We start from the raw sequence: 13,764 nt of genomic DNA on the forward strand, positions 1-13,764 counted from the left end.
TCCCGTACCCGAGCGGATGCGCACGGCCGCTGCGGCGTTCCTGGCCGCGCTGGACGAGCCCGCCCGCGACGCCGCCCGGCACGCCTTCGACGACGAGCCGGCCCGGCGGTGGCTGGAGTACCGGCCGCGGCCCCGGCCCGGCGTCGCGCTCGACCGCCTGGACGTCACCGCGCGCAAGGCCGCACACCGGCTGCTCGCCACCGCGCTCAGCCCGGCCGCGTACGCGCAGGCCATGACCGTGATGGCCCTGGAAGAGGTGCTCGACCGGGCCGAGGGATGGCGGCGCGGGCGGCACAGCGGCGACTACTGGGTGGCCGTCTTCGGCGACCCGGACCGCGACGACGACTGGGCCTGGCGGTTCGAGGGACACCACCTGTCGGTGAGCATGACGGTCGCCGACGACCAGGTCTCCCCCGCGCCGGTCTTCCTCGGCGCCAACCCGGCCACCGTCCGGCACGCCGGCCGCCCGGTGACCCGGCCGCTCGGCCCCGAGGAGGACCTGGCCCGGGAGCTGCTCGACGCGCTCGGCCCGGGCGGCCGGTCCGCCGCGATCGTCGCCGACGAGGCGCCCGCCGACATCATCAGCGCCACCCGGGCCACCGCGCCCGGCCGGCTCGACCCGCTCGGCGTACCGCGGGGGCGGCTCGGACCGACCGGGCGGGCGCTGCTGGACCGGCTGGTGGCGCTCTACCTGGACCGGCTCCCGCCGGAGCTGGCGGCCCGGGAGGCCGACCGGCTCGACGGCGGCGAGCTGCACTTCGCCTGGGCCGGGCCGGTCGAGCCGGGCCGGCGGCACTACTACCGGGTGCAGGGCGAGGACCTGCTCATCGAGTACGACAACACCACCGACGACGGCAACCACGCGCACACAGTGCTGCGCCGCCCGGCCGGGGACTTCGGCGCCGACGTGCTGGCCGCGCACCACGCCGCCGCGCACCGGCCCGGCCCGCTCAGTCCCGGCGCGCCTCGATGAGGAAACGGCGGGCGTACGCGACGAACGGCCCCTCGGCGCGGATCCGCTCGTCCAGGCGGCGCAGCTCGTCGGTGTAGCGGCCGACGGTGAAGCCGGGCACCGTCCAGACCACCTTGCGCAGGAACCAGACCACCGCGCCGATGTCGTGGAAGACGGTACGCAGCGTGGCCTCGCGCAGGTCGACCACTGTGAGGCCGGCGGCCCGCGCGTCGGCGACCGCCGCCTGCGGGTGGCGGTGCTCCGGCGGCGGCAGCGGCCCGAGGATCGCCTCGCTGAGTTCCCGCACCGTGCCGGGGCCGATCTGCTGGGACAGGTAGGCGCCACCGGGGCGCAGCACCCGGGCCACCTCGTCCCACCAGGTGTGCACCGGGTGACGGCTCACGACCAGGTCGAAGGCGGCGTCCCGGAACGGCAGCGGCGGGCGGTCGGCCACCCGTACCACTGTCGCGCCGAGCGGGCGCAGGTGGCGCCGGGCCACCGGCACGTTCGGCGGCCACGCCTCGGTGGCGACCAGCAGCGGCGGCGGCGCGGGCACCTCGGCCAGCACCTCTCCCCCGCCGGTGTCGATGTCCAGCGCCGCCCCCACCCCGGCCATCCGCTCGCCGACCAGGCGCGCGTACCCCCAGGGCGGGCGTTCCTCGGTGGCACGGCCACGCAGCCAGTCGAAGCCCCAGCCCTCGACCGGCGCCGCCTCGGCTTCGGCCACCAGTTCCTCGAATGTGCCGACCATGCCCGCGAGCCTGCCGCCCGGCGGTGGCCGCGGCAACGCATTTCGGTCGCGTCAGTACGGGCGCGGGCGGGCGATCTCGACGGTGGACCCGGCGGGCACGTCGGCGAACGGCTCGAAGCCGGCCGGCTCGGTGACCCGGTCGAACTGCTGCATCAGCCGCGCGCCCAGGGCGACGCCGACAGCGCCGACGACGAGCGCGACGAGTTCGGCGGCGAGCAGGGCACCGTTCGCGCCCCGCTGCGGCGCGCTCGCCCGGATCAGGCAGGACAGCAGGAACAGCGCCGCCATCACGGCGTTGGCGAGGTTGAACATCAGCACCGTGCGGCTGGTCCGGCCGGCCCGCACGTCCCACAGGTCGACCATCCCGGCGACGGTGGTGAGCCCGGCCGCGACGAGCGCGGCCACCGCCGTCCAGTAGCCCACCTCACCGAGGAACGCCGGACCGCCCGCCACGTCGGCCAAGTCGAAGACCGCGGCGCAGACGAACAGGCCGAACGGGAACGTCACCAGCATCGGTTGGATGGGGTGCCCCTGCACCCGCAGCCGGCTCTGCATGCTTCCTCCCCAGGTCGGCGCAGCTCACCAGTCCAGAGTGCTACCCGAGGCGTCGCGAGGTGAAACGAGTGTCGCTCAGTTGTCCCGGGGCCGGGAGACGGTCAGCACGAGCCGCTCGGCCACCTCGCGCAGCGGGATGTCCAACGAGGAGGCCGCGCTGCGCAGCACCCGCAGGGCCTCCGGAGCGGGACAGCCGCGCTGCGTCATGATCACGCCGACGGCCTGCCCGAGGACCCCCTCGGCCAGCAGCGCGTCGTCGAGCTGGCCGGCGCGGGTGGCCGCCCGTTCGCGGTCGCGGGCGGCGGCGAGCAGCAGCCCGGCGTGCTCGGCCAGGAGCATCGCGGTGAGCTGGTGCCGGGGCGTCAGCGCGTCGGGCGAGTCGGCGTAGAGGTTGATCGCGCCGATGACCTGCTCGTCGATGTCGACCGGCGCGGAGATCACCCCGTGCACACCCAGGGCGCGGGCCCGCTCGCTCCAGAGCGGCCAGCGCGTGTCGCCGGACAGCCCGCCCGCGGTGATCATCTCCCGGCGGCGGATCGCGGTCATCGCCGGCGTGTCCGGGCCGTGCCGCAGGTCGTCCAGCTCGGCCCGGTCCGGGTCGGAGGCGGCCACGCCGGCGGGCTCACCGGCACGCAGCGCCGTGAAGCCGCAGCAGTCGACGGCCGGCACGGCGTCGCGGGCGATGCGGACCAGGCGGTCCAGCGCCTCGTCGAACCCGGCCGCGCCGATCAGTCCGGCGGTCAGCTCGCGCAGCAGCGCGGCGGTCTCCAGCACACCAAGGTTGTCGATCATGGGTTGGCGCGTGTCGAGGTTCACCGGGCCGTGGCCTCCGCCGTCCACCCGATGTTCCCGCTCGGCGCCGTTGCCTGTCCCATGTCCGTCCCTCCTGTGGCCGGGCCTCGGCCTACTACCCTCCCAGACCGCGGGGGAAACCGCGCAAAAAGGGCCCCTCCCGGTCGCGCCGGAAGGGGCCCTCCCGCGCGGGTCAGCGCGACCCGGAGATGAGCCGCCGGCCCACCGAGGCGATCAGCCGGTCCAGCTCCGAGCCGAACGGGTTGTCGTGCACGAGGTACGTCCAGGTGGCGCTCGGCCGCACCAGCTTGGCGGAGTCCGGCTCCCAGCCCTCGTCGAACTCGGTCTCCTCGAACGTGGCCACGGTCCGCGTCTCGATCTCGGGCACCAGCGCGTTGAACGCCGGCACCGCGCTGCGGTGGAACTCGTCGAGCGGGTCGAGCCGGCCCAGCGCCCGCAGGTGCACGCCCTCGCGCACCTCGGACAGCTCGGCCAGGTGGTCGGCCCAGAGCCGGTCCAGGTGGTAGAGGGCGATCTTGCGGGCCACGTCGGCGAGCAGGTCCTCGTCCATTTCGCCGGCCTTCTCCGGCACCCGCTCCAGCAGCATCAGCGCGGCGATGTCGCTGGTCAGCAGCCGCTCCCGGCGCTCGGCGAGCGCCTTGCGCTGCTGCTCGATCACCTGGCTGTAGCGCCACGTGTTGCGGTGGATCTCGTGGTTGACGCCCTCGGCGACGCGCTGGGCGTGCTCGACCGCGTAGTCGACCTGCGGGTCGGTGACCAGGCCGTCGGCGTTCATCCGGGGCGAGGCCGGGACGGTGTCGCCGGCGTGCCGGACGACCAGGTCGTCCTCCAGGCTGACGAAGAACACCGACCCGCCCGGGTCGCCCTGCCGCCCGGCCCGGCCGCGGAGCTGGTCGTCGACCCGGCGGCTGTCGTGCCGGCCGCTGCCGATCACGTACAGGCCGCCCAGCTCCGCCACCCGCTCACGGTCGGCCTGGTCGCTGCCGCCCAGCCGGATGTCGACGCCCCGGCCGGCCATCTGCGTGGAGACCGTCACCGCGCCGTACGCGCCGGCCTCCGCGATGATCCCGGCCTCCTCGTCGTCGTTCTTGGCGTTGAGCACCACGCACGACACGCCCGCGGCGTTCAGCGCGGCGGCCAGCCCCTCGGACTCCTTGACGTCGAGCGTGCCGACCAGCACCGGCCGCCCCGCCTCGTGGCAGCGCGTGATCTCGTCGACCAGCGCCTCCTCCTTCTCGGCGCGGGTGGCGTAGATGCGGTCGGTCTCGTCCTCGCGCACGCACGGGGTGTTCGGCGGGATCACCGCCACCTCGAGGCCGAAGAACTCGCGGAGCTGGTCGCCCACGAGCACCGCGGTCGCGGTCATGCCGCAGACCGTCGGGTAGAGCGCGATGTACGCCTGCACGGTGATCGTGCCCAGCACCTCGCCCTCGGCGGTGGCGTCCAGCCCCTCCTTCGCCTCGACCGCGGCCTGCAACCCGTCGGGCCAGCGGCGGCGCTGGGCGACCCGGCCGCGCATCTCGTCGATCAGCTCGACCGAGTCGTCCCGGACGATGTAGTCCACGTCGCGGTGCAGCAGGGCGTGCGCGTGCAGCGCCACGTTCACCGCGGAGAGCTGCCCGACGTGCTCCTCGTCGTACAGGTCGATGCCGCCGAGCTTGGCCTCGACGGTGGCCAGGCCGATCGAGGTGAAGGCGACGCTGCGGCCGTCCTCGGCGACGATGTAGTGCTTGCCCTTGCGCAGCCCGCGCACGAGCGCGGCGGCGGCGTGCACCGGGTCCTGCTCGCCGCCGACCGCGCCGGCCAGCACCATCGGCACCCGGGCCTCGTCGATCAGGATCGAGTCGGCCTCGTCCACGATCGCGGTCTTCAGCGGCGGCTGCACCCGGTCGGCCAGGTCGGTGACGAGCTGGTCGCGCAGGAAGTCGAAGCCGGCCTCGCTGACCGAGACGTAGGTGACGTCGCAGGCGTACGCGGCGCGCCGCTCGTCGGGCGTGGACGCCTCGTTGACCCAGCCGACGGTCAGCCCGAGCAGGTCGTAGACCGGGGTCATCCACTCGGCGTCGCGGCGGGCCAGGTAGTCGTTGACGGTGAGCACGTGCACCGGGCCGTTGCCCAGCCGCACGTGCCCGTACGCGGCGACGGTGGCGGTGAGCGTCTTGCCCTCACCGGTGGCCATCTCGGCGACCTTGCCGGACAGCAGCGCCATCGCGCCGAGCAGCTGCACGTCGTAGGGGCGCTGGTCGAGCCCGCGCCGGGCCGCCTCGCGACCGATCGCGCAGATCTCCTCGTACACCGACGCCTGGCCGGCGGCCTCGGTCAGCTCGGCGTCGGAGAGATTCTCCAGGTCAGCCTCGCGCGCCTCGATCGCCGGAAGCAGCTTCTCCAGCGGAGCCAGGTCGACAGTCGTCCCCGGGCGCTGGAGGAAGCGGCGGAACCTGGTCTTCAACCGTTGCGACACACCCATGAGCGGCAACGGTACGCGAACCGGAGCCGATTGTGACCCCCGCCCGCCGCGCGCCGGGTTCCGCCCTTCGCGTCCGCTTCCGTCGATCATGAGGTTGGCGGCGTCCGGCGTCCGTTTTGTCGCCGCCAACCTCATGATCGACGCTCTGGGAAGGGGGGTGTCAGGGGGTCAGGACCACCTGGAGTTCGGAGCGGCGGCGCTCGGCCAGGTCGGTCAGCAGGGCCGGGGCCTCGTCCAGCGGGACCACGGCCGAGATCAGGTGCTTGCGGATCACGTCGCCGTACTGGCGCAGCAGCTCCACCGTCTCCGCGGACAGCCGCTCGCGGTCCCAGGTCGGGGTCAGGCCGCGCGGCACCCGGCCGATCTGCGCGCAGCGCAGCGACAGCCCGTTGTGGTGGAACTCCTCGCCGAGCCGCACCGCGTCCGCGCCGGCCTGGTAGAACGCCAGGTCGATCACGGTGCCCTGGGGGCGCAGCAGCCGCAGCGCCAGCTGCAACGCCCAGTCCTGCCCGCGGCACTGGAAGACCACGTCCGCGCCCCGGTCCCCCGCCGCATGGTTCCACCGGGTCTTGAGCACCACGGCCGGGTCGTCCGCGTCCGGGTCGAGCGTGTCCAGGCCGAGCGCCTCGGCGACCTGCCGGCGGGCCGGCGTCGGGTCGACAACCACCACCGAGGCGGCGCCGTGACGGCGGGCGAACAGCGCGGTGAGCAGCGCGACCACGCCGCCGCCCACCACCGCCACCCGGCGTCCGCGTACGCCGTCGCCGAGCGAGCGCACGTCGGCGCCGCACAGGTCGGCGGCGGCGTGCAGCAGCCCGTTGGCGCAGATCGGGCCCATGTGCGCGACGTAGACGCCGAGCAGCGGGTCGAGGTCGTCGGGCAGCGGCACGAACCGTTCGGTGACCGGGTCGGCGACCCAGCCGCTGCGATGGCCGTACGTCATGGCGCCGACCTCGCCCACCGCGACCGCCGGGGTGCGGCTCTCCACCACGCGCCCGACCTGCATGTAGCCGAGCCGGGTCACCGGGTACGGCGTGCTCGCCTCGCCGGGCCGGAACAGCCCGAGCCCGGCGTCCCAGGTGACGTGCAGGTAGGGGTTGGTGCCCTTGACGAAGCTCAGCTCGGTGCCGGCCGAGACGCCGCTGTAGAGCGTCTCCACCCGGAACGTGCCCTCGCGCAGCTCCGGCGCGTCCAGTTCGGCCAGCTCGACCCGGCCGGGGCCGCTGACCACCACCACGCGGTCACGCATCGACGCTCACCCCCGCGTCCGCGACCGGCGCGGTGAGCCGCGACGCCGGCCCGGTGGGCAGCGCCACCGCCCGGCCGGTCCGCGCCGACTCGGCCACCGCGAGCGCGAGCCGGTGCGTGCGCAGCGCCTCGGCGTACGGCACCCGGACGTCGTCGCCGAGGCCGCACACGGCGTCGACGAACGCCCGGTCGACGGCGACCCGCGCCGCGTCCGGGTCGGCGGGCAGGTGCCGCTCGCCGTCGCCGTCCCGGATCGTCAGGCCGTCCTCGGCCAGCCACAACGCCAGCCCGTCGGCGAGGATCTCCACGCCGGCCCGGTGCTTCCAGCCCAGCACGCAGGACGCGGCGAGCGTGCCGACCGCGCCGGAGCCGAAGCGCAGCGTCGCCGCGGTCACCGAGTCGATGTCGGCGCCGTCGACCGGCGGCGGGCTGCCGTCGCCGTACGCGGTCACCTCGACCGCCTCGCCGGCCAGCAGCCGGACCAGGTCGAGCACGTGCGCGGCCTGCTCGACCACCGGGCCGCCGGAGCGGTCCCGCCGCGCCCACCAGGCCACCGGCGGCACCTTGTCCAGCCAGGCGCCGTTGACCATCCGCACGCGACGGTCGGCGAGCAGCCGCCGGGCCTCCTCGACCACGTGCAGGTAGCGCCAGTGGTGCCCGACGCCGGTGAGCAGCCCGCGCCGCTGCACCAGCGCCGCGATCCGCTCGGCGGTGTCCAGGTCCAGCGCCACCGGCTTCTCCACGAACATCGGCACCCCGGCGGCGACCACCGCCTCCTCGACCGGGCCGTGCGCGAACGGCGGCACGCAGACGTACACCGCGTCCGGGCCGGCCGCGAGCAGCTCGTCCACGTCGCGGAACACCCGGCCGCCGTACGTGCCGGCGAGCGCGCCCGCCGCGTCCGGCGCGACGTCGGTCACGCCGAGCAGTTCCACGTCCTCGAAGCCCGTGAGCACCCGGGCGTGGCGTTGCGCCACCCCGCCGGCTCCGACAAGTCCCACCCGGCAGGCACGCATCCGACCAACCCTCTCGCCACGACTGGACAAACTGCGGACACCACTCCCCCCGGCGGCGTCGCGCCAAACTCCGCCGGGGTGCGCAACGCAACGTTCATGCGCCCGGAACCTCCCGGTACGCGGCAGGTGATCAGGATGATGGGCAAGATCCGGTTAGCGCGGATGCGGGATTGGGAAAACCAGATCCGCTAATCCACCGTCGATGGGGGTGCCTGTGCGGGAAGCAGATTCGACAGTCTCACCAGTGGTTGAGGCGTGGGCCACGTACCGCACCAGCACCGCCGCCGACTGGCCGGCGCAGCGACTGGTGCGGGCCAAGGGGAACAGCCGGGTCAGCGTGGTGCTGCCGGCGCGCGACGAGGAGGCGACTGTCGGCGCGATCGTCTCGACGATCCGGGAGCACCTGATGGACCGGGTGCCGCTGGTCGACGAGCTGATCGTGGTCGACTCCCGCTCCACCGACCGGACCGCGCAGGTGGCGCGCGCGGCCGGCGCCGAGGTGGTCAGCCAGGACGCCATGACGCGCGGGCTGCCCCGGCTGACCGGCAAGGGCGACGCGCTCTGGGCCGGGCTGGCCGCGGCCGAGGGGGACGTGGTCGCGTTCGTCGACGCCGACCTGCGCGAGTTCCGGCCGCACTTCGTCACCGGGCTGCTCGGGCCGCTGCTCACCGATCCGAGCGTGGACTTCGTGAAGGGCTTCTACCACCGGCCGCTGGTCGGCGCGACGAGCGTGGAGCCCGACGGCGGCGGGCGGGTGACGGAGCTGATGGCCCGGCCGCTGCTCAACCTGTTCTGGCCGGAGCTGGCCGGCTTCGTGCAGCCCCTCGCGGGCGAGTACGCCGGTCGCCGCCAGGTGCTGGAGCGGGTGCCGTTCGTCACCGGGTACGGGGTGGAGACGGCCATGCTGATCGACCTGCTGGAGATGGTCGGGCTGGACGCGCTGGCCCAGGTCGACCTGGGCGAGCGCAAGCACCGGCACCAGGACACCGCCGCGCTCGGCCGGATGTCGGCGCAGATCATGCTGACGGCCTGGTCACGGCTGCAACGGCGCGGCTGGGCGGCGCCCGGGGTCTCGCCGGGCGCGCTGCTGACCCAGTTCCGCCGCGGCGGCTCGGAGGCGCTGCCCAACCTGGACCGGGAGATCGTGGTCAACGACGTGTCGGTGCAGGAGCGCCCGCCGTTGGCGCAGCTGCGGCACCGCATCCCGCGCCGCCGCCGGGTCGCGGCCGCGTGAGCGCGAGGAGGAACAACACATGACGCTCACCGTGCTGATGAACGCCGGTCCGTGGCTGTCCGTGCCGCCGCCCGGCTACGGCGGGATCGAGAACGTGGTGGCCACGCTGGTGCCGGAGCTGCGCCGGCTGGGCGTACGGGTGGTGCTGGCCTCGGTGGAGAGCAGCACGCTGCCGGTGGACGAGAAGATCGCGGTCTTCCCGGACGGCCAGTTCCACGCGCTGCAACGGCCGTACAACCAGGTGTGCGGCGTGTCCCAGGCGCACCTGGCCGGGGTGGTGCGGGCGCTGCACGCCCGCGACGACATCGACCTGGTGCACGACCACGTGGAGGCGGTCGGGCTGGCCACGCTCGCGGCGATGGGCCCGGACGGCCCGCCGGTGCTGCACACGCTGCACTGGGACCTGGCCAAGCACCCCGAGCTGTACGGCAACCTCGACGGCGGCGACCGGGTACGGGTCAACGGGGTGTCCGCGTCGCAGCTGGCGCGCGCGCCGCAGGCGCTGCGGGCGCACTCGGTGGGTCACGTGCACCTGTCCACCCCGCTCGCGGTGGACGCGGACCGGCACGCGCCCGTGCCCAAGGGCGACCACGTGGTGATCCTCGGCCGGATCAACCCGGGCAAGGGGCAGGACCTGGGCGCGCGGCTCGCCCACGAGGCCGGTTTCCCGCTGGTGCTGGCCGGGCCGGTCGGCCCGTACCACCGGCCGGAGGATCTCGCCGCGGCCGGCGACGAGGCCCGGCAGAACCCGGACGTGCGCTTCTTCCACGACCACGTCGCGCCGTACGTCGACGGGGACCGGGTGCGCTGGGTCGGCACGGTCGCCGGGCGCGACCGCGACGACCTGGTCGCCTCGGCGCGGGCCTCGCTGTTCCCGCTGCGCTGGGAGGAGCCGGGCGGCACCGCTGTGGTCGAGTCGCTGTCGCTTGGTACGCCGGTGGTGGCGACGGCCCGGGGCTGCCTGCCGGAGCTGATCGAGCACGGCCGCACCGGCCTGCTCACCGCCGACGAGGAGGAGCTGGGCGAGATGGTCCTCGCCGCCGGCGGCCTGGAGCCGGACGAGTGCCGGCGCGAGGCGGCCCACCGGTTCACCCCGGCCCGGATGGCGCAGCGCTATCTGGAGCTGTACGAGCGGGTCCGCCAGGGCGCGGCGCAGCCGTTGCAGCCCGTCTGACCCGGTCGCGAACCCGGCGCCGGCCCGGCCACCCCGCGTGGCCGGGCCGGCGTTTGTCCGCGCCGGACCCGGGAAACCGTCGCTGCCCCGCGTGGCGAGGAGGCCGGCGTGACGAACTCGATGGCGCACTCCCGGGCGCGCCGCAACCCCGCCGACGGCCGGGCGCCGGTGCGCCGGATCGCCTCGGGGTTTGCGGTGCTCCTGCTGCTGCTCGGCGCGCTGGGCTTCGTGCCCGGCATCACCAGCGACTACGCGGACCTGCGCTTCGCCGGCCCGGGTTCGGGCGCCCGGCTGCTGGGGCTGTTCCAGGTCTCGGTCGTGCACAACCTGGTCCACCTGGTCCTGGGGGTGGCCGGGCTGGCGCTGGCGCGCAGCGTGGCCGGCGCCCGCGCGTTCCTGATCGGCGCCGGGGCGATCTACCTGGTGCTGTGGCTGGCCGGTCTGGCCGTCGACCGGCGCGACGCGGCGAACGTGCTGGCGGTCAACCGCGCCGACGCCTGGCTGCACCTGCTGCTGGGCGCCGCCATGCTGGTCCTGGGCCTGCTCGCGGCGCGGCGCGGGAACCGCGGCTGACCTGCGCCCCGGTGACCCGGATGCCCGGTTTCGGGGGCCGGGGGCCCGGGTACGTCCGTAGTTCTCCGGCTGCGGGACGCGGGCGAGCGTCCCGGCCGGACGACCCTCCCCGACGAAACGGAAACGAGGACGGCGATGGTGACCCGGATCAGGTGCGAGGTCCGCGACGAGTCGCCGGTCACTGTCGTGCGGCTGGCCGGCGCGCTCGACCTGGCCACGATGCGCGCGGTGCACGAGGTGCTGGACCGGTGCCTCTCCGCGCAGCCGGACGCCCTGGTGGTCGACCTGGAGGAGATCGAGGTCGGCGAGCCGTTGGCGCTGTCCGTCTTCGCCGCCGCGGCGCGCCGGGCGGCCGACTGGCCGGCGGTGCCGATGGTGCTGGCCGCGCCGCCCGCCGAGACGGCGGCCTGGCTGGCCGAGACCACCGCCTGCCGGGTGGTGCCGGTACGGCGGGACTGCGCCGAGGCGGCGGCGCTGGCCGGCGAGGATTCGGCGCCCCGGCTGCGGGCCCGGCTGGAGCCGGTGGCGGGCGCCTGCCGGCGTGCCCGGGAGCTGGTCACCGAGGCGTGCGGCAGGTGGAACGTGCCGGAGCTGGCCGGCCCGGCCTCGCTGGTGCTCAGCGAGCTGGTCGGCAATGTGGTGCGACACGCCGGCACCCCGATGCAGGTGACGCTGACGCTGCGCCGGCCGTACCTGCGGGTGGCGGTGATGGACGGCAGCCCGGCCGACGCCCGCGCCGCGAGCAGCCGCGACCCGCGCGACGAGGGGGGCCGCGGGCTGATGCTGGTGCGGGAGCTGACCCAGCGCTGGGGCAGCACTCCGGTCGGCGCCGGCAAGGTCGTCTGGGCCATGCTCCCGGCTAATTGACCGAATTCTCCGCTCTCGCCTGGTTACATGGGCAGGGGGCCGGGTACGCCCGCCCGTCCTGTCTGTCGTCACACGGGGTGAGAAGCCATGCCCAAGCGGGTAGTCACGGAACCGGCACGAGACCGGGGGCCCGCGATCCTCGCGCCGGCCCGGTTCGGGGGATTCCCCGGGCCCGTACGGGAAGCGGTGAAGGGCAACTCGCTGTGGCGGTTGCTGCGCACCACCGACGCCAAGCAGATCGGCCTGCTCTATCTGATCACGTCGTTCTCGTACTTCATCGTCGGCGGGATCCTGGCCCTGATCATCCGGGTGGAGCTGGCCCGGCCCGGGATGCAGGTGGTGTCCCCGGAGCAGTACAACCAGATGTTCACCATGCACGGCACGGTGATGCTGCTGCTGTTCGCGACGCCGCTGTTCTTCGGGTTCGCCAACTACCTGGTGCCGCTGCAGATCGGCGCCGCCGACGTGGCGTTCCCCCGGCTCAACGCGTTCGCGTACTGGCTGTACTTCCTGGGCGCGCTGATGGTCGTGGGCGGGTTCGCCACCCCCGCCGGCGCGGCGGACTTCGGCTGGACCGCGTACACGCCGCTGAGCACCGCGCAGCACTCCCCCGGCGTCGGCGCGAACCTGTGGGTGGTCGGCCTGGCCGTGTCCGGCCTGGGCACGATCCTCGGCGCGGTCAACCTGATCACCACGATCGTGACACTGCGCGCGCCCGGCATGACCATGTTCCGGATGCCGATCTTCACCTGGAACGCGCTGCTCACCAGCGTGCTGGTGATCTTCGTGTTCCCGCTGCTGGCCGCCGCGCTGCTGGCGCTGGCCTCGGATCGGCTGCTGCACTCGCACGTGTACGACTCGACGACCGGCGGGCCGATGCTCTGGCAGCACCTGTTCTGGTTCTTCGGCCACCCCGAGGTGTACATCATCGCGCTGCCGTTCTTCGGCATCATCACCGAGATCATCCCGGTGTTCTCCCGCAAGCCGATCTTCGGCTACACCGGCCTGGTGCTGGCCACCATCGCCATCACGGTGCTGTCCATGACGGTCTGGGCGCACCACATGTTCGCCACCGGGCAGGTGCTGCTGCCGTTCTTCAGCATCCTGAGCTTCCTGATCGCGGTGCCGACCGGAGTGAAGTTCTTCAACTGGATCGGCACCATGTGGAAGGGCCAGATCACGTTCGAGACGCCGATGCTGTTCGCCGTCGGCTTCCTGGTGACGTTCCTGCTCGGCGGCCTGACGGGGGTGCTGCTGGCCAGCCCGCCGCTGGACTGGCACGTCACCGACAGCTACTTCGTGGTGGCGCACTTCCACTACGTGATGTTCGGGACCATCGTGTTCGCCGCGTTCGGCGGGCTCTACTTCTGGTTCCCGAAGATGACCGGGCGGCTGCTCGACGAGCGGCTGGGCAAGATGCACTTCTGGACCATGTTCATCGGCTTCCACGCCACGTTCCTGGTGCAGCACTGGCTGGGCAACGAGGGCATGCCGCGGCGGTACGCCGACTACCTGCCCGGCGACGGCTTCACCACGCTCAACACGATCTCCAGCATCGGCTCGTTCGTGCTCGGCGCGTCCACGCTGTTCGTGATCTGGAACATCTGGAAGTCGTGGCGCTACGGCGCGATGGTCACCGTGGACGACCCGTGGGGCTTCGGCAACTCGCTGGAGTGGGCCACCACGTGCCCGCCGCCGCTGCGCAACTTCGACCGGATGCCGCGCATCCGCTCCGAGCGGCCGGCGTTCGACCTCAAGTACGGTCCCCTCGTCTCTGACCTGGGCCGCGACCTGCCGCAGCGCACCACGAAGCCGCCGCAGACGTTCCGGGAGGAGCTGCACCACGAGCGGCACGTGCCGGAGTCCCCGTCGGCCGGCGGCGCGTACGGTGCGCCGGAGGCGGTGGACTACCAGCCCGCGCCGCAGTCCGGCGCCCGGCCGGTGGAGGTGCCGGATCCGGGGGAGGTTCGCCGGCCCAGCTTCGACGAGACCGACGAGCCGGAGGGCAGCGCGCTCAACGCCGAGCGCGACGAGCAGCCCAACGACAGGTGGCGGCACCCGCGCGGGCACGGGGACACCCCGGAGAACTGAGAAGAAGTACGAGGGCCGGCGCC

Annotated in this window: 12 protein-coding genes; 6 read left to right on the top strand and 6 right to left on the bottom strand. The window is 74.0% G+C overall.

Annotation, left to right across the window (positions count from 1 at the left end; all coding sequences use genetic code 11):
• Window positions 1–16: 16 nt before the first annotated feature.
• Window positions 17–973 (top strand): DUF3500 domain-containing protein, encoded by a 957-nt coding sequence (locus ACSDG8_RS02950; RefSeq protein ID WP_247678028.1) that lies wholly within the window; start codon window positions 17–19, stop codon window positions 971–973.
• Here ACSDG8_RS02950 and ACSDG8_RS02955 read toward each other — a convergent pair.
• The 6 genes from ACSDG8_RS02955 to ACSDG8_RS02980 all read right to left on the bottom strand — a co-directional run bounded on the left by ACSDG8_RS02955 (window position 951) and on the right by ACSDG8_RS02980 (window position 7,802).
• Window positions 951–1,703 (bottom strand): class I SAM-dependent methyltransferase, encoded by a 753-nt coding sequence (locus ACSDG8_RS02955; RefSeq protein ID WP_210891437.1) that lies wholly within the window; start codon window positions 1,701–1,703, stop codon window positions 951–953. The genes ACSDG8_RS02950 and ACSDG8_RS02955 overlap by 23 nt on opposite strands.
• Window positions 1,704–1,754: 51 nt before the next feature.
• Complete coding sequence (locus tag ACSDG8_RS02960; protein WP_210891435.1) at window positions 1,755–2,258, bottom strand: DUF2231 domain-containing protein; 504 nt, start codon at window positions 2,256–2,258, stop codon at window positions 1,755–1,757.
• A 75-nt stretch (window positions 2,259–2,333) separates the two neighbouring features.
• Window positions 2,334–3,050 (bottom strand): GAF and ANTAR domain-containing protein, encoded by a 717-nt coding sequence (locus ACSDG8_RS02965; protein ID WP_247677918.1) that lies wholly within the window; start codon window positions 3,048–3,050, stop codon window positions 2,334–2,336.
• A gap of 193 nt (window positions 3,051–3,243) precedes the next feature.
• Window positions 3,244–5,538 (bottom strand): accessory Sec system translocase SecA2, encoded by a 2,295-nt coding sequence (secA2, locus tag ACSDG8_RS02970; protein WP_210891432.1) that lies wholly within the window; start codon window positions 5,536–5,538, stop codon window positions 3,244–3,246.
• 160 nt (window positions 5,539–5,698) lie between these two features.
• The gene (locus tag ACSDG8_RS02975) at window positions 5,699–6,787 is read right to left on the bottom strand and encodes a zinc-binding dehydrogenase (RefSeq protein ID WP_210891430.1); all 1,089 of its coding nucleotides are present in this window, start codon (window positions 6,785–6,787) and stop codon (window positions 5,699–5,701) included.
• On the bottom strand, window positions 6,780–7,802 hold the full coding sequence (locus ACSDG8_RS02980) for a Gfo/Idh/MocA family protein (RefSeq protein ID WP_210891428.1): 1,023 nt from the start codon (window positions 7,800–7,802) through the stop codon (window positions 6,780–6,782). Before ACSDG8_RS02980 ends, ACSDG8_RS02975 begins: the two co-directional genes overlap by 8 nt.
• A gap of 202 nt (window positions 7,803–8,004) precedes the next feature.
• On the opposite strand from ACSDG8_RS02980, the gene ACSDG8_RS02985 reads away from it, so the two are divergent.
• From ACSDG8_RS02985 to ctaD, 5 genes are all read left to right on the top strand, one after another.
• On the top strand, window positions 8,005–9,036 hold the full coding sequence (locus tag ACSDG8_RS02985) for a glucosyl-3-phosphoglycerate synthase (protein WP_210891426.1): 1,032 nt from the start codon (window positions 8,005–8,007) through the stop codon (window positions 9,034–9,036).
• A 19-nt stretch (window positions 9,037–9,055) separates the two neighbouring features.
• The gene (locus tag ACSDG8_RS02990) at window positions 9,056–10,210 is read left to right on the top strand and encodes a glycosyltransferase (RefSeq protein WP_210891424.1); all 1,155 of its coding nucleotides are present in this window, start codon (window positions 9,056–9,058) and stop codon (window positions 10,208–10,210) included.
• 120 nt (window positions 10,211–10,330) lie between these two features.
• Window positions 10,331–10,783 (top strand): DUF4383 domain-containing protein, encoded by a 453-nt coding sequence (locus tag ACSDG8_RS02995; RefSeq protein WP_210891629.1) that lies wholly within the window; start codon window positions 10,331–10,333, stop codon window positions 10,781–10,783.
• Window positions 10,784–10,918: 135 nt separating this feature from the next.
• Window positions 10,919–11,650, top strand: coding sequence for an ATP-binding protein (locus ACSDG8_RS03000; protein ID WP_210891422.1), 732 nt, complete (start codon window positions 10,919–10,921; stop codon window positions 11,648–11,650).
• Window positions 11,651–11,737: 87 nt separating this feature from the next.
• A complete protein-coding gene (gene ctaD / locus ACSDG8_RS03005) occupies window positions 11,738–13,741 on the top strand; it encodes an aa3-type cytochrome oxidase subunit I (RefSeq protein WP_210891421.1) in 2,004 nt (667 codons plus the stop codon).
• The last annotated feature ends 23 nt before the right edge of the window (window positions 13,742–13,764 follow it).

Origin of the sequence: Micromonospora sp. LA-10 (assembly GCF_051853095.1) — a bacterium.
In the GTDB taxonomy this organism is placed as follows: Bacteria; Actinomycetota; Actinomycetes; order Mycobacteriales; family Micromonosporaceae; genus Micromonospora; species Micromonospora echinospora_A.